21 protein-coding genes are annotated in these 21,204 nt (G+C 66.2%); 12 read left to right on the forward strand and 9 right to left on the reverse strand.

What is annotated here, in order from left to right; translation table 11 throughout:
- Positions 1 to 550: 550 nt before the first annotated feature.
- A complete protein-coding gene (locus tag J1M43_RS01415; RefSeq protein WP_033105598.1) occupies positions 551 to 1,084 on the reverse strand; it encodes a hypothetical protein in 534 nt (177 codons plus the stop codon).
- 273 nt (positions 1,085 to 1,357) lie between these two features.
- On the opposite strand from J1M43_RS01415, the gene J1M43_RS01420 reads away from it, so the two are divergent.
- The 4 genes from J1M43_RS01420 to J1M43_RS01435 all read left to right on the forward strand — a co-directional run bounded on the left by J1M43_RS01420 (position 1,358) and on the right by J1M43_RS01435 (position 5,114).
- Positions 1,358 to 2,281: a ParA family protein gene (locus J1M43_RS01420; RefSeq protein ID WP_033105599.1), complete on the forward strand. Its 924-nt coding sequence runs from the start codon at positions 1,358 to 1,360 to the stop codon at positions 2,279 to 2,281.
- A complete protein-coding gene (locus J1M43_RS01425; RefSeq protein WP_206475497.1) occupies positions 2,281 to 3,258 on the forward strand; it encodes a ParB/RepB/Spo0J family partition protein in 978 nt (325 codons plus the stop codon). Before J1M43_RS01420 ends, J1M43_RS01425 begins: the two co-directional genes overlap by 1 nt.
- 68 nt (positions 3,259 to 3,326) lie before the next feature.
- Positions 3,327 to 4,769 (forward strand): sugar porter family MFS transporter, encoded by a 1,443-nt coding sequence (locus J1M43_RS01430; protein WP_206475498.1) that lies wholly within the window; start codon positions 3,327 to 3,329, stop codon positions 4,767 to 4,769.
- A gap of 9 nt (positions 4,770 to 4,778) precedes the next feature.
- Entirely contained in the window at positions 4,779 to 5,114 is a 336-nt protein-coding gene (locus J1M43_RS01435) for a hypothetical protein (protein WP_033105601.1), read from the forward strand.
- Positions 5,115 to 5,223: 109 nt separating this feature from the next.
- On the opposite strand, the gene trxA is transcribed toward J1M43_RS01435, so the two are convergent.
- The 3 genes from trxA to J1M43_RS01450 form a co-directional block, all read right to left on the reverse strand.
- Positions 5,224 to 5,547 carry a thioredoxin gene (trxA, locus tag J1M43_RS01440; protein WP_033105602.1) on the reverse strand — a complete coding sequence of 108 codons (324 nt, stop codon included), beginning with the start codon at positions 5,545 to 5,547 and terminating at the stop codon, positions 5,224 to 5,226.
- A gap of 63 nt (positions 5,548 to 5,610) precedes the next feature.
- Entirely contained in the window at positions 5,611 to 6,582 is a 972-nt protein-coding gene (gene trxB, locus J1M43_RS01445; protein ID WP_033105603.1) for a thioredoxin-disulfide reductase, read from the reverse strand.
- A 131-nt stretch (positions 6,583 to 6,713) separates the two neighbouring features.
- Positions 6,714 to 8,804 carry a DUF6049 family protein gene (locus J1M43_RS01450; protein ID WP_084595664.1) on the reverse strand — a complete coding sequence of 697 codons (2,091 nt, stop codon included), beginning with the start codon at positions 8,802 to 8,804 and terminating at the stop codon, positions 6,714 to 6,716.
- 99 nt (positions 8,805 to 8,903) lie between these two features.
- Between J1M43_RS01450 and J1M43_RS01455 the strand changes: the two genes are divergently transcribed.
- The 4 genes from J1M43_RS01455 (at position 8,904) to J1M43_RS01470 (ending at position 13,383) form a co-directional block, all read left to right on the forward strand.
- Positions 8,904 to 10,448, forward strand: a complete 1,545-nt coding sequence (locus J1M43_RS01455) for a methyltransferase (RefSeq protein ID WP_206475499.1) — start codon at positions 8,904 to 8,906, stop codon at positions 10,446 to 10,448.
- A 52-nt stretch (positions 10,449 to 10,500) separates the two neighbouring features.
- The gene (locus J1M43_RS01460) at positions 10,501 to 11,553 is read left to right on the forward strand and encodes an LLM class flavin-dependent oxidoreductase (RefSeq protein ID WP_206475500.1); all 1,053 of its coding nucleotides are present in this window, start codon (positions 10,501 to 10,503) and stop codon (positions 11,551 to 11,553) included.
- Between the two features lie 25 nt (positions 11,554 to 11,578).
- Entirely contained in the window at positions 11,579 to 11,863 is a 285-nt protein-coding gene (locus tag J1M43_RS01465; RefSeq protein ID WP_033105607.1) for a hypothetical protein, read from the forward strand.
- A gap of 92 nt (positions 11,864 to 11,955) precedes the next feature.
- The gene (locus J1M43_RS01470; protein ID WP_033105608.1) at positions 11,956 to 13,383 is read left to right on the forward strand and encodes a CCA tRNA nucleotidyltransferase; all 1,428 of its coding nucleotides are present in this window, start codon (positions 11,956 to 11,958) and stop codon (positions 13,381 to 13,383) included.
- Between the two features lie 39 nt (positions 13,384 to 13,422).
- On the opposite strand, the gene J1M43_RS01475 is transcribed toward J1M43_RS01470, so the two are convergent.
- The gene (locus J1M43_RS01475; RefSeq protein ID WP_206475501.1) at positions 13,423 to 13,800 is read right to left on the reverse strand and encodes a hypothetical protein; all 378 of its coding nucleotides are present in this window, start codon (positions 13,798 to 13,800) and stop codon (positions 13,423 to 13,425) included.
- 7 nt (positions 13,801 to 13,807) lie between these two features.
- Positions 13,808 to 14,146 carry an Arc family DNA-binding protein gene (locus J1M43_RS01480; RefSeq protein WP_206475502.1) on the reverse strand — a complete coding sequence of 113 codons (339 nt, stop codon included), beginning with the start codon at positions 14,144 to 14,146 and terminating at the stop codon, positions 13,808 to 13,810.
- Positions 14,147 to 14,254: 108 nt separating this feature from the next.
- Here J1M43_RS01480 and J1M43_RS01485 point away from each other — a divergent pair, with 108 nt between their 5' ends.
- The 3 genes from J1M43_RS01485 (at position 14,255) to J1M43_RS01495 (ending at position 17,694) form a co-directional block, all read left to right on the forward strand.
- On the forward strand, positions 14,255 to 15,583 hold the full coding sequence (locus J1M43_RS01485) for a helix-turn-helix domain-containing protein (protein ID WP_206475503.1): 1,329 nt from the start codon (positions 14,255 to 14,257) through the stop codon (positions 15,581 to 15,583).
- A gap of 101 nt (positions 15,584 to 15,684) precedes the next feature.
- Positions 15,685 to 17,235, forward strand: coding sequence for an aldehyde dehydrogenase family protein (locus tag J1M43_RS01490; protein ID WP_033105612.1), 1,551 nt, complete (start codon positions 15,685 to 15,687; stop codon positions 17,233 to 17,235).
- 69 nt (positions 17,236 to 17,304) lie between these two features.
- Positions 17,305 to 17,694, forward strand: a complete 390-nt coding sequence (locus tag J1M43_RS01495) for a DUF779 domain-containing protein (RefSeq protein WP_033105613.1) — start codon at positions 17,305 to 17,307, stop codon at positions 17,692 to 17,694.
- Between the two features lie 15 nt (positions 17,695 to 17,709).
- Here the strand turns inward: J1M43_RS01495 and J1M43_RS01500 are convergent, their stop codons facing one another.
- Positions 17,710 to 18,345: a TetR/AcrR family transcriptional regulator gene (locus J1M43_RS01500; protein ID WP_033105614.1), complete on the reverse strand. Its 636-nt coding sequence runs from the start codon at positions 18,343 to 18,345 to the stop codon at positions 17,710 to 17,712.
- A 64-nt stretch (positions 18,346 to 18,409) separates the two neighbouring features.
- On the opposite strand from J1M43_RS01500, the gene J1M43_RS01505 reads away from it, so the two are divergent.
- Complete coding sequence (locus tag J1M43_RS01505) at positions 18,410 to 19,708, forward strand: glycosyltransferase (protein ID WP_033105615.1); 1,299 nt, start codon at positions 18,410 to 18,412, stop codon at positions 19,706 to 19,708.
- A gap of 24 nt (positions 19,709 to 19,732) precedes the next feature.
- Here J1M43_RS01505 and J1M43_RS01510 read toward each other — a convergent pair whose 3' ends face one another.
- Positions 19,733 to 20,776 (reverse strand): hypothetical protein, encoded by a 1,044-nt coding sequence (locus tag J1M43_RS01510; protein ID WP_206475504.1) that lies wholly within the window; start codon positions 20,774 to 20,776, stop codon positions 19,733 to 19,735.
- Positions 20,776 to 21,126 (reverse strand): PadR family transcriptional regulator, encoded by a 351-nt coding sequence (locus J1M43_RS01515; protein ID WP_206475505.1) that lies wholly within the window; start codon positions 21,124 to 21,126, stop codon positions 20,776 to 20,778. Before J1M43_RS01515 ends, J1M43_RS01510 begins: the two co-directional genes overlap by 1 nt.
- Between the last annotated feature and the right edge of the window lie 78 nt (positions 21,127 to 21,204).

Below are 21,204 nucleotides of genomic sequence, written 5' to 3' on the forward strand. Positions count from 1 at the left end.
TTCGGGGATGTCCGTACTTTCGGGCGCAGGGATGCCCGACTCTCTCGCAGAACGGGTACTCTCCCCGCAAGCGGCGGCCCCTCCCGATGCTCGTTCACCCGGCATCCCTGCGCCCTGTCCTGCACGGAGCGGGAGCGAGTTTTGCCACTCACTCGGGTGCGCATGTTTCACGTGAAACATCACGGCCAAAACGAGCTGATTTTGCAACCTGGTGACGGGACTGGACGTAAGCTGTCTCGACAGAGGAGGAGCCACGCCGGTGTCGCGGCCTATTGCTGCTTGCTCCTTCGGCATCCATGAACACCCCGCCGGCGCTAGTGAGCGAGCTCAACCACGCGATCAGAAGCTGCGACCAGTGATGTTTCACGTAAAACACTCGGTCGTCTGGATTCATCAGGGATGTGCCGATGTGCAGTCGTGTTCTGGATGCGACTCTTGACAGAATCCGGAGCGTCTCTGCTTCGCAGTCGACTCGATGCTCGTTCCGTCGGCTTCGCGTCCGCCGCCATCGTAACCAGGGGAGTTCAGGTCAGTGCTCGGGGAATGGACGCTATGTTTCACGTGAAACATCGGGCTGCCCCACATGGAGCGTCAGTCGCGGCGCTGCGGTGCGGCGAGCACGAACCACGCGCAGAACCACGTTGGTGATGAGGAGCGCGAAGGCGATGGGGATGGTTCCGGCTGTGGTGACCGAGATCACCAACAGCATCCACATCGGCGCGACCCATGACGACACCAGAGAGAAGAGTGTGTTCGTGATATCCAACGCGGTACTGAGCGCCGCGACTGCAAACCCGCACCACACAGCACTAACCAGAGTGGGGAGGATCGCGTGTAGACCTCTTGAGGTCGACTTGCGGAGCATGCGGCCGGAGGCGATGACGAGCCCGACCCAGACGCCCAGCCCTATCGCGCCCAACCCGTAGCCGTATACGCCCTCGGTGGGGTCGGGATCGGATGCCCCCAAGCTGACCATGGCAACGCCGAGCATGAGTGCCAATGTCGCGAACGAGGTGATGACTCCCACGCTTGTCCAGACGATAGCCGCGTCGATACGCGATGAAGCCCGCCCCTGCTCACTCATGTCGTCACTGTACTGCCGCCCGTCTCGTGCACGTTCTGATTCGCAGATGTCATGTGAAACATCGCAGGGCGGGAGCACCCTGACTCAAGTATGGGTGAGGGGTGCGAGATGCCGAGCGAACGAGCATCGGGAGGGGTCCCAGCTTGCGGGAGGGTACCCGCTTTGCGAGAGAGTCGGCATCCCGCACCCCGGCAGTTTCGCCTCCACAGGTGCACGTCGGTTCGCAACGTCCGTCCCAGCGATTAGAGTGGAACACGGTCCCGAAAGGAGTGGATGTTTCACGTGAAACAGTCTGAAAAGGCAGCACCGAACAGTACTTTCGGGGTAGACACTCCACTGGCACGCGAAATCGCTGATCTGAGCGCGCGCCGACGTGCGCTGGAGGCGACATCAGTCCAGTTCGACGGGAACACGCGTGTTCTCACGGTCTCGAACCAGAAGGGCGGGGTCGGTAAGACGACGACCGCGGTCAACATCGCATCCGCTCTGGCAAGCTTCGGCGCCAGGGTTCTGGTCATCGATCTCGATCCGCAGGGGAACGCATCGACAGCCCTCGGCGTACCGCACAACGCGGAGACGCCGAGCGTCTACGACGTCCTGATCGATGACGTTCCTCTGGCAGAAATCGTTCAGCAGAGTCCGGAGTCACCGAACCTCCTCTGCGCGCCCAGCACGATCCATCTCGCAGGAGCAGAGATCGAGCTCGTCTCCCAGGTCGCCCGCGAGCACAGACTGCGCAACGCCCTCAATGCATACCTGGACGAGAACGCCGTCGACTTCGTCATCATCGACTGCCCTCCATCACTGGGGCTACTGACGATCAACGCATTCACCGCGGCATCCGAGGTCTTCATCCCGATCCAGTGCGAGTACTACGCACTCGAGGGTCTGAGTCAGCTGCTCGGCAGCATCCAGATGATCCAGAAGCACCTCAATCCGGACCTGCACCTCTCCACGATCCTGCTCACCATGTACGACGGGCGCACGCGACTGGCGCAGCAGGTGGCGGATGAGGTGCGCACGCACTTCCCCGATCAGGTACTGCACACGGTCATCCCGCGTTCGGTGCGAGTGTCGGAGGCGCCGAGTTTCGGCCAGACGGTGATCGCGTACGACGGAACATCCGCCGGAGCGATCGCATATCGCGAGGCCGCTGTAGAGATCGCGTCGCAAAAGACGCAGAGCAAGGAGAACTGATGGCCAAGCGCACCGGATTGGGCCGAGGAATCGGCGCACTCATCCCCACGGCGGATCAGTCGGAGCGTCCGGTCGACGTGTTCTTCCCCGGCGCATCTCTGCGACCAGCCGCAGACATGACGATCACAATGACCGACGAGCTGCCCGCAGACGCCCCCGATCTTGCTGCGGTGCCCGGCATCCACTTGATTCAGATCGACCCGAAGCTGATCGTGCCGAACCCGCGGCAGCCGCGCACGCACTTCGACGAGGACGACCTCGCCGAGCTCGTGCACAGCGTGCGTGAGTTCGGCGTGCTGCAGCCGGTGATCGTGCGCAAGAACACCGACGGCGAGTACGAACTGATCATGGGGGAGCGCCGCACGCGCGCTGCCCGCGACGCCGGCCTCGATGCGATCCCGGCGATCGTGAGAGAGACCGCCGACGAGAACCTTCTGCGCGACGCGCTGCTCGAGAACCTGCACCGCTCGGAGCTCAACCCGTTGGAAGAGGCTTCGGCTTACCAGCAGCTGCTCGAGGACTTCGGCATCACTCAGGAAGAACTCGCGACGCGCATCGGCCGTTCGCGTCCGCAGATCAGCAACACGATCCGGCTTCTCAAGCTGCCTGTTCCCGTGCAGCAGCGTGTCGCCGCCGGCGTTCTCTCGGCCGGTCATGCGCGGGCCCTGCTCTCGCTCGACAGTCCCGAGGCGATGCAGAAGCTCGCAGACAAGGTGATCAACGAAGATCTCTCCGTCCGCGCGACTGAGGAAGTGGCCAAATCTTCGCCCTCCGCTGGGACGAAGAGTCCCAAGCCGCAGCCTGGCGCACGCCGGGCCTACCTCGACGAGGTCTCGGGAAAGCTCGGCGACCGGCTCAACACCCGGGTTAAGATCAGTCTTGGGGCAAGAAAAGGCCAGGTGGCGATTGAATTCGCATCAATTCAGGATCTCAACCGCATCCTTTCCGAACTCGGCGAAGAAGGCTACGGATCCTGAATATCTGACCGTGTCATCGCGGTGAGACTGCATGACCTCCTAGAGTGAGCACAGACGGGGGAGGGCACATGTCAGAGAAGAAGCGCACGTCCGGACGCTTCAGCGCCAGAGTCGTCGGAATCAGCATCGCCGCCGCACTCGGCGGTTTCCTGTTCGGCTTCGACACCGCCGTGATCAACGGAGCGGTGGATGCTCTCGCCGGAGCGTTCGACCTCGGCCCAGCGCTGCAGGGCTTCGCCGTGTCGTCTGCACTCCTGGGTTGCGCGGTCGGAGCGTGGTTCGCCGGAAGCCTGGCGAACAAGCTCGGACGCATCCCCGTGATGGTGATCGCCGCGGTGCTGTTCCTCGCCTCGTCGATCGGCTCGGGCTTCGCATTCGGAGTCATCGACCTCATCGTCTGGCGCGTGATCGGCGGCATCGGAGTCGGTGCAGCATCCGTCATCGCCCCGGCGTACATCGCCGAAGTGTCACCGGCGAAGGTACGCGGCCGGCTCGGGTCTCTGCAGCAACTCGCGATCGTGACAGGTATCTTCACCGCGCTGCTCTCCAACGCCCTCCTGGCGAGCATCGCCGGTTCCGCGGCGGATGTGCTGTGGTTCGGGATCGAAGCCTGGCGTTGGATGTTCATGGTCGAGTCGATCCCGGCCATCGTCTACGGCGTCATGGCATTGCGCCTGCCGGAATCGCCACGGTTCCTGGTCGCTCGTGGGCAGATCGACAAGGCGTCTCAGGTGCTGTTCGACTTCACCGGCGAGACTGACGTGAACGTGAAGATCGAAGAGATCCGCTCGACTCTGAATGCGGAGAAGAAGGAGTCTCTGAGCGACCTGCGCGGGGATCGCTTCGGGTTGAAACCCATCGTCTGGGTCGGCATCCTGCTGAGCGTCTTCCAGCAGTTCGTCGGCATCAACGTGATCTTCTACTACTCGACGACGCTGTGGCTGTCCGTGGGGTTCGACGAGTCCCAGGCCCTGATGACATCGGTGATCACCTCGATCACGAACATCGTCGTCACGATCGTCGCGATCCTTCTCGTCGACAAGGTCGGCCGACGTCCGATGCTGCTCACGGGGTCCATCGGCATGGCCGTGACGCTGGGCATGATGGCGGTGGCATTCTCGTTCGGTACGCTGCAGGACGGCAGTGTCGTGCTCCCGCAACCGTGGTCGCTGATCGCACTGATCTGCGCCAACGGCTTCGTCGTGTTCTTCGGTGCGACCTGGGGTCCGCTCGTCTGGGTGCTGCTGGGGGAGATGTTCCCGAACAGCATCCGTGCCGGCGCCCTCGCCGTCGCCGCGGCCGCGCAGTGGATCGCGAACTTCTTCATCTCGACGACTTTCCCGGCCTTCGCGGAGATCGGGCTGACGTTCGCGTACGGGTTCTATGCCTTCTTCGCCGTCGTGTCGTTCTTCTTCGTCTTCTACCAAGTGCCCGAGACCAAGGGCCGCGAGCTCGAGACGATGACGGATGTTGTGAATCTTCCGCGCCGGGGCGGCAGTAAGCGCGCGTAGGCTTGAACCATGTCAGAAGCCGTTCCGCGCCGTGCCAGCCTCGAAGTACTGAGGGCTGAGGCAGCGGATGAGCTGGCTGTGCTCATCCAGGAACGCCTTCTGAGCGGTGAAGATCCGTGGGACTTCATGGAAGATCTTCCCAGCGTGGACGAACTCGTCGTGTACCTGCTGCGGGCCGACAACATCGCTGCGAACGACGGCGTGCGCCCCAACGCCACGCGAAACTACCGTGTGATGCGCCAGATCGCACTGGAGTACCCGGCGCTGACGCCTGCGGTCTGGCGCCTTCTGGGCGTCGAGACTCGACATCGCAAATGGGACACGACGGTCGCCGACGTGCAGTGAATCACGTCACCGGCGTTCCCGTCATGGCCGGTCCGGATCGCATGCCGTGAAGTGCATACAAAAAGGCCCGCCCCTCCGAATGGAGAGACGGGCCTGAAGAGAAGCGGGATCAGCCGATGAAAGCGGCGAGATCCTTCTCGAGCGCGGGCTTCGGCTTCGCGCCGATGATGGTCGTCTTGACCTCGCCGCCCTGGAAGACCTTCATCGCCGGGATCGACGTGATCTGGTACTTCATGGCGAGCTCGGGGTTCTCGTCGACGTTGAGCTTGACGATCGTGATCTTGTCGGGGTTCTCCGACTGGATCTGGTCGAGCACCGGCGCGACCATGCGACACGGTCCACACCATTCGGCCCAGAAGTCCACGAGTACGGGGCCTTCGGCCTGTAGCACATCCTGGTCCCAGGTCGCCTGGCTCGTTACCTTGGCAGTCATCAGATTTCTCCTTGGATTGAAGTTTCACCCGCTACAACAGCGCAGGAATGGAAAGTGTTCCCGTCAGACGATGATCTCCGCCGCCTCCGCCGCGGGGAACTCCACGGAGGCGTCGTCAAAATCCGCGAGGAAGTGCTCTGCGTCGAGAGCCGCGATGGTTCCGGTTCCGGCAGCCGTGATGGCCTGGCGATAGGTCGGGTCGATCACGTCGCCCGCGGCGAAGATGCCCGGAACGGAGGTGCGCGAAGAGCGGCCATCGACCCAGATCGTGCCCTCGGGGGTGAGGTCGAGCTTGTCGTGAATCAGGTGCGTGCGCGGGTCGTTTCCGATGGCGACGAAAAGTCCGTCGAGGGCGAGTTCGCTGCTCGTGCCGTCGACGGTGTTGCGCAGCTTCACGCCGTTGACGCTGTCGCCACCGGTGATCTCTTCGACCTCTGTGTTCCAGATGAACTCGATCTTCTCGTTCGCGAACGCCCGCTCCTGCATGATCTTCGAGGCGCGCAGCGTGTCCTTGCGGTGGATCACGTACACCTTCGAAGCGAAGCGTGTAAGGAAGGTGGCCTCCTCCATCGCCGAGTCGCCGCCGCCGACGACAGCGATGTTCTTCTCGCGGAAGAAGAAGCCGTCGCAGGTCGCGCACCATGAGACGCCGTAGCCGGAGAGTCGCTCTTCGCCCTCGATGCCGAGCTTGCGGTACGCCGATCCGGTCGCGTAGATGATCGTCGCGGCCTCGTGCGTCGTGCCGCTGCCGAGGGTGACGCTCTTGACGGGGCCGTTCACGTCGAGGGAGGTGACGTCGTCGTAGACGACCTCGGTGCCGAACTTCTCGGCCTGCTCCTGGAACTTCGCCATCAGCTCAGGGCCCTGGATGCCCTCAGGGAAGCCGGGGTAGTTCTCGACCTCAGTCGTGTTCATCAGTTCGCCGCCGACCTCGACGGTGCTTGCGATGAGAAGCGGCTTCAGATTGGCGCGCGCGGCGTAGATTGCGGCGGTGAATCCTGCAGGACCCGAACCGATGATGATGACCTGACGCATGTGCTCCCCGTCTTAGATTTCTTGCCTCGGATGCTTCAACCAATGGTAACCGCGCGGCATTCCCGCGCCCGTGTCCTCTACCGCCTGGTGAAAACCTGCCCGCGCGGCGGCCGGGCGCGCACCGGCGCGCTCTACCCCCTGCGCCGCCGCACGATGGTGCGGATGATGCCGAGCAGGAGGAGCAGTCCGATGACCGCGCCGAGGATGACGAGACCGATGCTCTCCCATTCGGCGCGCACCGTGACCATCGCGGTCTGATCCGTGCCGATGCTCACACCGGTCGGCGAGCTCAGGGCGAAGTCGACGCTGAGCTCGCCGCTGCCGACCCGCGCTTCCACAGGGACCTTGACGCGCGTGTTGCTGGCCGGCAGGGCCTCGACTGGAGTGGATGGCTGCACATCGAGGCGAGCGTCGGACGGCGTGGCTGTCAGTTGCACATTGACCGGCCAGGGCAGATCGTTTCGCACCCAGACCGGCAGCGGCGCCGCTGAGGTGAACAGCTGAATCGGACTGGGCTCCTGCACGCCGACCGCATCGAGTGTCGTCGTCGACGCGACCCGATGGGCGGAGACCGCCGTGGCATACTCCGACGCGTCGCGAACACCGAGCACCCGCAGCATCTGAAGACGTTCGGGCGAGAGCAGCACGAGCGGATCCTCGAGAATCGTCGCGAAGGCGGTCAGGCGTGCTTCATCGGCGATCAATGTGTTCAGAAGGGCTGCGCGGTCGGAGGATGCCGCCGCATCCGTTTCCGACACTCGGAGGGTCGCCGACTGCGGCGAGGTCGTGCGCAGGGCGCTGAAGCCCGTGGGCTCGGCAATCGACGAGACCGAGAGGATGGTCTCGCGCAGAGCCTCGGCAGTGCGGGTCTCGTTCCGATCGAGTCCCACCAGCATGGATGCTGCGGGGCCGGTGAGCGCCAGATGCGCGATCCCCTCCGCGATGTCGTGCTCGCGGGCGCCGTCGTCCGTCTCTGCGGCGGCATCCGAGAGAGCGGCGGAGCCGGCCGAATCCATCACGAGCACGCGATTGCCGTCGATATCCGCCACGGCCCCGGAAGATGCCGCGATCGATGTCGACGGCAGGATCGTCGTCGCATCCGTCGCCATCCACGTGTTGAAGGTCGAGAGATCGGCCGTGTCGACGCCGGCCGTCGGCCAGAGCACAGCGGGCGACTGGCCTTCGATCGACATCAGCTCGGCGTCGGTGGGAAGCTCCGGTTCCGTCGGCGTCGGTGATGCGGAGGGGGTGGGAGTAGCGGTGGGCGTCGGCGTCGTCGTGGCGGCGAAGTTCACAGGCTCGAGATACGACGAGAGGGGCAGCGGCGTCAGGAGACCTGGAAGCCCCGCGCGGGACTGGGTCGTCGCATCCGCATCCCCGGCCTGAAGCGCGAAGCGGTCGTTGGGGAGCGCCTCGAGCCTGTCGAGCCAGTCGAGTGCGCTCGCCGGCGCGGCAGTGCCGAGAGCGCGGATCGCGGCGGGGATCAGCGGGTCGACGGCGAGTGCCGCCGAGGTGCCGGCGATGCCGTCGAGCTGAGCGGTGAGCGCGCCGTCAGGCGCCGTCAGTGTTGTGAGCTCGTCCGCAGTGAGCAGACCGCCTTCGGCCGGTGTCGCCGTGACGGGTACGAGCACCGTCACCTGTGCCGCGACGCCGCCATCGATGATGAGCACGCTCTGCGCGGTGGTCGGTGGTGCGGGAGGTCCGGCGTCCTCAGCGAGGCTGACCCTGATCGGATAGACACCCGCGGGCAGGTTCCCGAGCACGCCGGCCGGAGTGACAACGGAAAGCGCGGATGTCTCGGATGCCGCGACTGCCTCGGATTCCTCGGTGCCGAGCGACGCGAACGCGCCTGGCGCCTCTCCGGAGTCGAGCCAGGCGGTGAGCGCGGCGCCGTCGGCGACGGGAGTGCGATTCAGTTCGAGCGTGACCTGCCCGGCCGCAAGTTCGTCCTGCGTGCCGTTGTCGACCGTGACGGTGGTCATCAGAGAGGCACCCGGCTTTGCGACTCCGTGGACACCCGCGGAGAGTGAGAGCACGATCGTCCCCTCATCCGGCACGTCCTCGTCGGCGACGGCGGGTGTCAGGGCCGTCAGCTGCGGTGCGAGGATGAGCGCGGCGGCCAGCGCGAACACGACGGCACCGTGTGCACGGACACCGTGTGCACGGACACCGTGTGCACGGCGCTGCGCGCGCACGCGACGGCTGAATCGGGGGCTGATCAACGTCTCTGGTCTTCCTCGGGCACCGCGGCGGGTCAGCCCGTGAGTTGTGACCCTGTGATTCTAGGCCGGTGGGGTAGGGGAACCCTGAAGGCGCGTAGAGTGACGGCCGTGTCCGACGCGCTCCCACCCACGCCCGATCCATCTCTCGTCGCCGCGCTGGCGGCGGATCTGGATGCTGCCGACTTCCGTTCCGAGCCGCTTCGCAGCCTGTGGGGTGAAGAAGCCGACGACGCGCTCGGTCGCGGCGTGCGCGAACCGGTGCTGCGCGCGATCGCCCGAGATGTGGGCGCGCTGGCGACGCTCGGTCGACTCTTCGTGCTCGGGATGCCGCAGCCGATCACGCTGGTCGATGACGCGCTGCCGCGCCTCGGGTTCGAAGGGCTCATCGGTCTGGGGATGGCGCGATTCTCGGAGGATGAGGAAGACCTCACGCCTTCGGCGCTGATCCGTCCCCAGTCGTTCGTGGATGCTGAGGGAATCGGCGAGTGGTGGATCGCCAGCGACCTCGATGAACTCGCGCTCGGCACCGCGCTGCCCCCGGACCACGTACTCGGCGTGGGTGGGGCGTCGCGCACGCTCGCCGAGCTGATCGTGCCTGTCCCGGTCGGCCGTGCGCTGGATCTCGGCACCGGATGCGGCATCCAGGCCCTTCTCGTCTCTCGTCATGCGGGTGAGGTCGTCGCGACGGACATCTCGGCACGGGCACTCGCGTTCGCGGAGCTCAACGCGCGGCTGAACGGCGTGAGCAACGTGACGTTCCGCCAGGGGAGCATGTTCGAGCCGGTCGCGGACGAGGCGTTCGACCTGATCGTCTCGAACCCGCCCTTCGTCATCACCCCGCGCGTCGAGGGCCTGACCGCGTACGAGTACCGCGACGGCGGGCTGATCGGCGACGCCCTGGTCGAGAAGTTCGTGCGCGACGTTCCCGCGCACCTCACGCCCGGCGGCATCGCCCAGCTGCTCGGAAACTGGGAGTCGCGTCCCGCTGCTGCCGGTCTGGATCGGCTCGAGTCTTGGATCGACCCCGCGCTGGATGCCTGGGTGATCCAGCGCGAAGAGCTCACCCCGCTCGGGTACGCCGAACTGTGGATCCGCGACGGCGGTACCACTCCACGTGAAGACGCCTTCGGAGCGATGCTCGAGGCCTGGCTCGACGACTTCGCAGAGCGAGAGGTCACCGCGATCGGCTTCGGGTACGTGCTGCTGCGTCGCACCGGCGCTTCGACGGGCTCAGCGAACGACCCAGGTGCGCGCCTGCGCCGCTTCGAGACGGTGCCGCAGTCGCTCTCGGCGCCAGGCCGGGCGCTGCGCGACGGCCTCGACGCGCACGATTCGCTGACACGAGGCATCCCGCACACGCTCGTCACCGCAGCCGACGTGACCGAGGCGCGGCACTACATGCCGGGCGAGGACGACCCGAGCGTGATCGAGCTGCGCCAGGGCGGTGGTTTCGGCCGCACGGTGTCGGTGGACTCAGCGCTCGCCGGATTCGTCGGAGCGTGCGACGGCGAGCTGAGCGTCACTCAGATCGTCTCTGCGCTTGCCGACCTGTTCGACGTGCCGCTCGTGGACCTGTGGAACGATCTCGAGCCCCGCATCCGTCGGCTTGTACTCGACGGATTCCTCGTGCCGCTCGCTCCCTGAGCCTGTCGAAGGGATGGGAATGCCGCCGGCATCCATTCGGTTGCATGAAACCATGAAAGCCTTCGGTTTCCTCTCGTTCGGGCACTACGCACCTGTGCCCGGTTCCGGCACACGCACCGCGGGTGACATGCTGCATCAGACGATCGACCTCACGGTCGGTGCCGATCAGCTCGGCGTCAACGGCGCGTACGTGCGGGTGCACCACTTCGCACGTCAGGCGGCGTCTCCCATGCCGTTGCTGGCGGCGATGGCCGCGAAGACCGAGCGCATCGAGGTCGGCACCGGAGTCATCGACATGCGGTACGAGAACCCGTTGCAATTCGCCGAAGAGGCCGCAGCCCTCGACCTCATCGCGCGGGGCCGGATCGCGCTCGGCGTGAGCCGTGGTTCACCCGAAACCGCGCTGCGCGGCTACGAGGCGTTCGGGTATGTCGGATCGGAGGACCCGCGCGGCGCCGATCTGGCCCGTGACAAGTTCGACCTGTTCCTGGAGGCGATCGACGGTGCCGGCGTCGTGCAGGGCGACCCGAAGCAGGTCGGCGAGGGGCGCTACCTGGCGATCGAGCCGCGCTCGGAGACCCTGCGCGAGCACATCTGGTGGGGATCGGGATCGCGCGCCACCGCCGAGGAGACCGGTCGCAAGGGGCTCAACATGATGAGCTCGACGCTGCTCACCGAGGCGACCGGCGCCCAGTTCCACGAGCTGCAGCGTGAGCAGATCGACCTGTATCGCGCGGCATACAAGGCTGCCGGGCACACCGGTACGCCGCGGGTCTCGGTCAGTCGCAGCGTCTTCCCGATCGTCAACGACATGGATCGCGCCTACTTCGGTCTGCGCAGCGCCGAGAACGGCGACCAGGTCGGCATCATCGACGGGTTCCGTTCGACGTTCGGCAAGACGTACGCCGCTGAACCGGATGTACTCATCGAGCAGCTCCGCGCCGATGAGGCCGTGATGGCCGCAGACACCCTCATGCTCACCATCCCCAACCAGCTCGGCGTCGACTACAACCTGCACGTGCTCGAGTCGTTCGCCGAGCATGTCGCACCGGCGCTGGGATGGAAGCCGAACACCGAGGGGCCTGTACAGGGCGACCCGGCCTGAGCGGGAGCACCGCTACGCTTCCGGCATGAGCTACTCACTGAACGCCAGTTCGAACGATCCTCGCGTCGAGGAGCTCAAGCGCCAGCACCAGCGGCGCCAGACACGACTGCTCGTCACGATCGCCCTGGTCGAAGGGATCGCGCTCGCCGTGGCCGCCATCGCCGTCTATGTGCTGGGGCTCGTCGATCCCGATCAGGGCATCTGGATCCTCATCGGGATCGCCGCCGTCGGCGCGTTCGTCATGTCTACGAGCCTGATGTCGATGATCCGCCGCAACGCGAGGGAGATGCGCGACCTCACCGGCCGCTAAGCAGGCGCCGAGCCGCTGCATGCGGTTCGGCTGCTCGGCGACGAGGCTCGACGCGCGCGTACCGCGCCAGGCACCCCGGTAACCTGGAATCCATGCTGAACATGGCCGAAGGGCTCGAACGCCTGCGCGCGCTCGCCGAGGGATCCGTCGTCGCCGAAGTCGCTCGCGCCTTCGCGGCCGCCGGGTTCGAGCTCGCCGTCGTCGGCGGACCGGTGCGTGACGCACTGCTCGGACGAGAGGTGAACGACCTCGACTTCACGACGAACGCCTCTCCCGACGAGATCCTGAAGATCGTCACGCCGATCTCATCCACGCAGTGGGACATCGGCCGAGCCTTCGGCACCATCGGCGCCAAGGTGCGCGGCGAGCAGGTGGAGATCACCAGCTACCGCGCCGACAGCTACGACGGCGTCACCCGCAAGCCCACCGTCGAATTCGGCGACACGATCGAAGGCGACCTGGTGCGCCGCGACTTCCGGGTCAACGCGATGGCGCTGCAGGTGCCCGCAGTGAAGCTCGTCGACCCGACCGGCGGTGTGGAGGACCTGGTCGCCGGCGTCCTGCGCACGCCCACCGACCCGAACGTGAGCTTCGGCGACGATCCGCTCCGGATGCTGCGCGCAGCCCGCTTCAGTGCGCAGCTCGGGTTCGAGATCGAGGCCGACACGCTCGAGGCGATCGGCCGCCTGCGCGCGACGCTCAAGATCGTGAGCCCCGAGCGTATCCAGGGTGAGTTCGTGCGCCTGATGCAGACGGACGACCCCGCGCGCGGCATCCGAGTGCTGGTCGACACCGAGCTCATCGAGGAGTTCCTGCCCGAAGTCAGCGCGCTGCGTCTCGAGGTCGACGAGCACCATCACCACAAGGACGTCTACGAGCACTCGCTGACCGTGCTCACCCAGGCGATCGAACTCGAGCACGCCCGGCATCCGGATGCTGCGCCGGATGTACCGCTGCGCATCGCCGCGCTGCTGCACGACATCGGCAAGCCCCGCACCCGCAAGCTCGAGCCAGGGGGAGCGGTCACGTTCCACCACCACGACGTCGTCGGATCGCGCATGGCGCGCAAGCGCCTGCAGTCCCTGCGCTTCGACGGCGACACAACGGATGCCGTCGCCACCCTGATCGAACTGCATCTGCGCTTCTTCGGTTACGCCGAGGGGACGTGGACGGATGCCGCGGTGCGCCGCTACGTGCGCGATGCCGGCGATCTGCTGGAGCGCCTGCACATCCTCACCCGCGCCGACGTCACCACGCGGAACAAGCGCAAGGCATCGCGCCTCGCCGGCGCGTACGACGACCTCGAGAAGCGCATCGCTGACCTGCGCGAGCAGGAGCAGCTCGACGCCATGCGCCCCGAGCTGGACGGCAATCAGATCCAGACGATCCTCGGGATCGGGCCGGGCCGAGAGATCGGCGAGGCATACAAGTTCCTGCTCGATCTGCGCCTCGACGAGGGCGTGCTCGGATCGGATGTCGCAGAGCAGCGCCTGCGCGCGTGGTGGTCAGCGCGCGGCTGAACATCGCTGAGGTGAACGGCGCTGGGGTGAACGGCGCGCTCAGGGCGTCCGCAGCTCGGGAACGATGACTTCGACTTCATCTGCGACGAGTTCGAAATCCTTAGGGTTCAATGTCACGAACACGGCGCCGAGGGAGTGGGCGTGTGCGGCGAGCATGATGTCTTTGCTGCGTGCGTGTGATGGGCGGGTCTTCGCGACGAGCGCGGCAAGGTGGCCGTAGCTTGCTGCAGCCGCCGAATCGAATGGCGCCCAGCCTGCGGCGACGGAGTATTCGATTCGCGCGAATCGGGTTGTGCGCGACCTTCGCTCCTGTGGTGACGGCGCATGCTCGATACCGAACCGCAACTCTGCTTCGGAGATGGCGCTCAACACGGTCGCATCGTCAGGAAGCGCAGACTCCCCGAAGGTGATCAGCACCGAGGTGTCAAGGAGCTGCATAGCGTTCCCACGGGTCGATGAGCGGGTCGTCGTCTCTCAAGCGGTACAGCTCCTCGGCCCATCTCCTCGCGGCCTGTCGTTCCTCCTCGGTCGGTGGGTTCGCTTCGATTCGAGCCATGATCTCTCTGCCCGGAACGGAGAAACGGTGCGCATGCACCTGTCGCGCGAGTCGCCCTTCCATCCCGCTACCGACGTCGTCGCCATCTGCCAGTCGTGTGAGGGCATCTCGTACCTCGGCCTCCATCGACCGCGAGTTCTTCTTGGCGCGCCGCTTGAGCGCTTCGACGACCTCGTCGGGCAGATTCCGGATCGTGATGGCAGCCATGGCGACCTCCTGATGGCATAATGCTAGCACCGCAGATTCAGAACCGGCCTGCGGATCTCACATCGCCGTACACTGAGACCACGCTCCGTCACCGAAGACAGGAGAGCCTTGTCATCATCATGGTCAGCATCGCGTGACGTCTCCGCCGAGGCATCGCGTCTGATCATCGAGCGTGCGCACGAGGAGCTCGTGGCAGGCAACCTCGAAGATCGACGTCTCGAGCACGTGCGCCCTCTGGTACGCGACTCGTGGGAGCGGTCCTGGCGGCAGCGCGTCGGGGCCGAAGGCCTTCCTCCTCTTGCGCTCGACGCGGAAGAGCTCGAACGGTACCGACTGGAGCATCCGCTCGCCGATGCGATGGCGATGATCCGCGGACTGTTGCTTCCCGGTGATCCGGCGGCGTCAGGCGTGATCGTGGCCGTCGGAGATCATGCGGGCCGTCTGCTCTGGGTCGAGGGCGACCTGGACAAGAGAGTGCTCAGTGGTGAGATGGGCTTCGTCGCCGGAGCCGACTGGTCAGAGGACGCTGTCGGGACGTCAGCGCCAGGCACCGCGCTCCAGCTCGGTGAATCGGTGCAGATACATCAGGCGGAGCACTACAACCGGCTCGTGCATCCCTGGTCGTGCACGGCGGCACCGGTGCTCGATCCGGAGACGAAGAGGATTCTCGGCGTGATCGACGTCACAGGGGGTCCCGAGGTCGCGACACCGCAGGCCCGGCTGCTGGTCGATGCCACGGCGAGGGCAGTGGAGTCAGAGCTGCTGGTCGCAAGGCTCAGGGCCCGCAGCACGACCGCGCCCCCGCCGCCCCGCCGGCACGCGCGCAAGGCGACCCCGACCAGAGCCATGCTGCGGGTGCTCGGACGAGATCGCGCACGCCTGGAGATCTACGCCGACGATGCCGAGTCGGTCGTCGAACTCAGCGCCAGGCACGCCGAGATCCTGCTCATGCTGGCGACCCACCGACAGGGCATGTCCGCCGATCGCCTTGCGGAACTCGTGTACGGCGAGGGGGCGTCGCCTGACACACTGCGACCCGAGATGGTGCGCCTGCGCAAGGTGCTCCAAGCCACCGCGCCCGAGCTCGTGCCGGAATCCAGGCCATACCGACTGGGTGTGCCGCTGGAGACCGATGCGCACAACGTGCTGTCGCTGCTCGACCGTGGTGCGCATCGCGTCGCCCTGAGCTCGTATCGAGGACCGGTGCTTCCCGAGTCGACGGCCCCGGGAGTGGAGGAGATGCGCGCCGGCATCCGCGCAGCGCTCCGCGAGGCGATGCTCACAGAGGCCAGCGTGGACGTCCTTCTCGCCTACGCCGACATCCCCGAGGGCGCAGAGGACGAAGAGGCCCTGCGGCTGTGCCTCGAGATGCTGCCCGCGCGCTCGCCGCGCCGCACAGGACTCGTGAGCCGGATCGAGAAGCTCCAGCGCGACTGAGCGCAACCGGATGCAACGTGACGCACCGTCATGCAACGTTGCGCGGCCTACCTTCGACGCAAAGCCCGCAGCAGTGCAGCTGCCCGTCGAAGGAGACGCACATGACCATCGTCGAAGAGACCGTATCCACCGCCTACGCAGCGCCCGGCACCGACGGCGCCGTTGCGCAATACCGCCCGCGGTACGGGCACTACATCGGCGGCGAGTTCGTGGAACCCGTCAAGGGCCAGTACTTCGAGAACGTGAGTCCGGTCAACGGCAAGCCGTTCACCGAGGTCGCCCGCGGCACGGTGGAAGACATCGATCGCGCCGTCGAGGTCGCGTGGCAGGCATTCGCCGGATGGGGCAGGACGAGCCCCGCCGAGCGCAGCATCGTGCTCAACAGGATCGCCGACCGCATGGAGCAGCATCTCGAGGAGATCGCGGTCGCCGAGACCTGGGAGAACGGCAAGCCGGTCCGCGAGACCCTGGCCGCCGACATCCCGCTCGCCGTGGACCATTTCCGGTACTTCGCCGGCGTGCTGCGCGGGCAGGAGGGCACGCTCAGCCAGCTCGACGAGAACACGGTCGCGTACCACTTCCAGGAGCCGCTCGGAGTGGTCGGTCAGATCATCCCGTGGAACTTCCCGATCCTCATGGCGGTGTGGAAGCTCGCGCCAGCGCTCGCCGCAGGCAACTGCATCGTCTTGAAGCCGGCGGAGCAGACGCCGGCATCCATCCTGTTCCTGTTCGAGATCATCGGCGACCTGCTGCCGGCCGGTGTCGTCAACATCGTGAACGGCTTCGGCATCGAGGCGGGCGCCCCGCTCGCGCAGCACAAGAAGATCCGCAAGATCGCGTTCACGGGCGAGACCACGACCGGCCGCCTGATCATGCAGTACGCCTCGCAGAACCTGATCCCGGTCACGCTGGAGCTCGGAGGGAAGTCCCCGAACGTGTTCTTCGAGGATGTCGCCCGCTCGACGGACGACGCCTTCTACGACAAGGCGCTCGAGGGCTTCGCCATGTTCGCGCTGAATCAGGGCGAGGTCTGCACCTGCCCGTCGCGTGCGCTCATCCAGCGTTCGATCTACGACGGTTTCCTCGCTGACGGTCTCGACCGCGTCGGCAAGATCGTCCAGGGCAACCCGCTCGACTTGACCACGATGATCGGCGCGCAGGCGTCGAACGATCAACTGGAGAAGATCCTCAGTTACATCGACATCGGCAAGCAGGGCGGGGCGAAGCTGCTCACCGGTGGAGAGCGCGCCGATCTCGGAGGAGATCTCAGCGAGGGCTTCTACGTCACCCCGACCGTCTTCGAGGGCACGAACGACATGCGCATCTTCCAGGAGGAGATCTTCGGGCCGGTGCTCGCCGTGACGAGCTTCGACGGCTACGACGACGCGATCGACATCGCCAACGACACCCTGTACGGCCTGGGATCCGGCGTCTGGACGCGCAGCGGCGACACCGCGTACCGCGCGGGACGTGCCATTCAGGCGGGTCGCGTGTGGACGAACACCTACCACCAGTACCCGGCGCACGCCGCGTTCGGCGGGTACAAGCAGTCCGGCATCGGGCGGGAGAATCACCTGAAGATGCTCGATCACTACCAGCAGACGAAGAACCTCCTCGTGTCGTACGCCGAGGGCCCCATGGGCTTCTTCTGAACCGACTGAACAGATTTCGGGCGGGCGCCGCCGCTGGCGCCCGCCCGAAAGCCACGTGAGGAGCACGACATGGTCAGCATCGGCACCTACCAGCGGGTCGACGTGACGGATGCCGCGGCATCCCTGCTTCGTGAGCTCACCGTGCAGCACGGCCCGCTGATGTTCCATCAGTCCGGCGGATGCTGCGATGGCTCGAGCCCGATGTGCTATCCGATCGGGATGTTCATCACCGGGCCGAGCGATGTGCTGCTCGGCGAGATCGACGCCGGGCTGGATGCTCGGATCGAGGTGTACATGTCCGAATCGCAGTTCGAATACTGGAAGTACACGCACCTGACCATCGACGTCGTGCCGGGTCGTGGTGCGGGGTTCAGCGTGGAGGGTCCGACCGGGATGCGCTTCCTCATCCGCTCCCGCATGCTGAACGACGCGGAGCTGGAGTACTTCGGGCTGGGTTGAGCTCGGGCCGCAGCCTCAGTGAGCGAGTTCGGCGAGCACCGCGCCTCGAAGCCAGGCGCCGTAGCGCTCGTCGGTCCAGCCGGACTGAACGACCAGCTGCTGATAGCTCTCGGGCGACAGCAGGAACGAGAGCACGTCGGCCGTGGCATCCGGATCGATGAGATCCGTCGCGATGCCGCGGCGCACGAACTCCGACACCAGCAGACGGAAGTCGGCCGCGCGGTGCTCGAGGATGTTCCGCAGCGCCTCGTCGACGACCCGATCGGAGGATGCGGCGCCGAGCAGCACGGACCACAGCGCGTGGCCGCGGGAGTTGGCCGTCGTGATCTGAGCGAGGACGGCATCGAGGAAGACGTCGTCCGGCAGTTCCATGACCCCGGCGCCGACTTCGGTGTCGGCGAGGGACTCAGCAGACTCCGACCCGGAGAAGGTGACCTCGAACGCGGCGATCAGCAGCTCGGCCTTCGCCGCGGCCGCCTTGACCGTCTCTGCTGAGACGCCCGCATCGCGCGCTATGGCCGCGATCGTGGTGGCCTGATAGCCCTGCGTGGCGAACAGCCGGGCGGATGCCGCGACGATACGGGCCCGCGTCTCCTTGGCCTGTCGTGCTCGCAGCTCGGATCGATAGGCGCGGGGCACGGCATCCGTCATTGACTTTCCTCACGGGGTGATGAATACTACGGGAGTACATTCAATCTTAGGGAAAGAACCCGCCATGTCCAGTTACCTCATCACGTGCACGCCGGCGCACGGTCATGTCATGCCGCTGCTGCAGATCACCCGTCATCTGATCGCGCGCGGCCATGAGGTCGGCTTCCTCACGAGTCCTCGGTACGCGGCAGAGGTCTCGGCCGCCGGCGCGCGCTTCATCGCCCTGCCGACGGAGGCCGACGTGGACCTGGACGATGCGAATTCCGCATTCCCGGACCGGATCGGGCTCACGGGCCCTGCAGCCCTGCGATTCGACATGAGCAATCTGTTCGTACGGCCGGGGGCGGCGCAGCTGGGGGCGGTTCGGGCCGAACTCGCCGAGCGGAGTATCGACGCCGTGCTCACCGAGCCGCTGTTCGTCGGGGGAGCGCTGCTGCAGCTGCTGCCGCAGCGCGAACGTCCGCCGGTCGTGGTGCTGGGGATCTTCCCGCTGGGTGCCCGCAGTCGAGACGCCGCTCCGTTCGGCCTGGGCGTGACCCCGATGCCAGGGCCGATCGGCCGGATCCGCAACGCGGTGCTGCGCACGATCGCCGAACAGGTGGTCTTCGGCGGCATCCAACGCGAAGCGGATGACATGGCCCGACGCGAGGTCGGCCGGGAACTCGGCGGGTTCGTGCTCGACTGGGCGGGGCGCGCCGACGCCTATGTGCAGTTCACCGTGCCCGAATTCGAGTACCCCCGCTCCGATCTGCCCTCGACCGTGCACTTCGCCGGGCCGCTGCCGTCGCCGAAGTCCGAACGGACGCTGCCCGCCTGGTGGTCGGACCTCGACGGCTCGAGGCCTGTCGTGCACGTCACTCAGGGGACGATCGCGAACTCGGACTTCGGGCAGATCGTGATGCCGACGATCACCGCGCTCGCCGCATCCGACGTACTCGTGGTCGTCTCGACCGGCGGGCGTCCGGTGGAGGCGCTGCCTGCGGACCTGCCCGCCAACGTACGCGTCGCCGACTATCTTCCGTACGATCGCCTGCTTCCTCTGGTCGATGTGATGGTGACCAACGGCGGGTACGGCGGAGTGCAGCAGGCGCTGGCGCACGGCGTGCCGATCGTCGTGGCCGGTCAGACCGAGGACAAGGTCGAGGTGTCGGCGAGGGTCGGATGGACGGGGGCAGGGGTGAACCTGCGAGCGAGCACCGTCACCCCTGAGCAGGTCGGACGCGCCGTGGGGAAGGTGCTGAAGGATCCGACCTATCGCGCGAACGCCGAGCGGATCGGATCGGCGATGCGCGAAACCGATGCGTTGAGCACGCTCGGAGATGTGCTCGACGCGTCGTCGCGAGGGTGGGTCGCGGCCGGATGATGGTGCGCTCACCTGCCGCGTCGGTCACGGCTTCGGAGTCGGCGTGATCCCGTCGATCGGAGCATCGGTCGGTGAGGGTGTCGGCGACGTCGTGAGGAGGCCGGGTGCGCGCAGGAACGGTGCCGCCGCATCCCTGACCGTCGACGTGCGGACCTTGCTGGTGTTCGGATCGACCCTGCCCTCCTTGAGCGGATAGATGTTCCAGACCTCGGCCTCACGGGCGTCGCGGAACGGTACGCGGACAGGGTTGTCGCCGTCCCACCCGAAGCCCTGCCACGTGCCGTCGACGCCCTCCTCGATCGTTCCCCCGAACAGGTTCAGGGGCGTTCCTTGGTCGGTGTAGAGCTGCACGCGCTCGATGAGCTCGCCGTTCTCGTCGTACGCGAAGATGTTGCCGACCTCAACCCCGTCGAGCAGGAGACCGGGCTGTTGGTAGGCGCCGTTGTCGACGTACTCGACCCGCGGAATCAGAACCGAGGCGAGGGCGAACGGCAGCGCGAGCACCGCGATCACGCTGGCCACGGTGCGCATGTGCCGCAGCGCGTTCCGAGGCAGCCAGCGGTCGCGACCCCACTGCACGCTGACGATGATCATCGCGAGCAGAATGAGCCATCCGAACAGAGTGTCCGGCAGGACCGATCCAGTGCCGCCGAACGACGGCGACCCGAACAGTGCATGCGCGACCCCGTAGATTCCGAAGCCTCGCAGCACCCACCAGACCGGACGCAGAGCGACGAGCAGGTCGAGCAGCCACACACTGAAGGCGTTGCGGCGGATGCTGTCGGCGATGTACCCGAGGCGTCGGGACACTCTCGCGCGCACGGTCTCGTGCTTCACGGCATCCGACCGGTCAGGCAGACCGGCAGCCGACCGCAGCTCTGCGGCGTAGGCGGACGGATCACCGAGCTCGAGTACTCCGCCGCCGTCGGCGGCCTGCTCGGCGAGGTCGGCGGTGAGTCCGACGATGATGTCATCGAGCTCGTCGGCGGGAAGGTCGTCGAGGTGCGTGCGCACGGCGTCGGCGAAGGCGCGGATGCGCTCATCGAGCGAGGTCTCAAGGCTGTTCATCACTTCTCTCCGATTGCGTTGGGTTCTGTGCGCGCTGCTGCGAGCAACCCGGTCATGGCGTCGGCGAAGTCCGTCCAGCTCGCCTTCTGCGCGTCGAGCGACTTCACGCCCTGGGGGTTGATCGCGTAGTACTTCCGATGCGGGCCACCGTCGGAGGGGACGACGTAACTCGACAGCGAGCCGGCGGCGTAGAGCCGGCGCAGCGTGCCGTACACAGATGCGTCGCCGACGTCACCGAGACCGGCATCCCGGAGGCGACGCACGATGTCGTATCCATAGCCGTCCTCCTGGCGGAGCACGGCCAGCACCGCCACGTCGAGCACGCCCTTGAGTAATTGAGTCGTGTCCATCGGCGCTCCTTCTGCCTCTACTTCGATGCATCGCACACTACCACGCACTGCACAGTACCGCGGGAAAGGCGGCAGAGA

Origin of the sequence: Microbacterium sp. KRD172, assembly GCF_017168295.1 — a bacterium.
Classification (GTDB): Bacteria; Actinomycetota; Actinomycetes; order Actinomycetales; family Microbacteriaceae; genus Microbacterium; species Microbacterium profundi.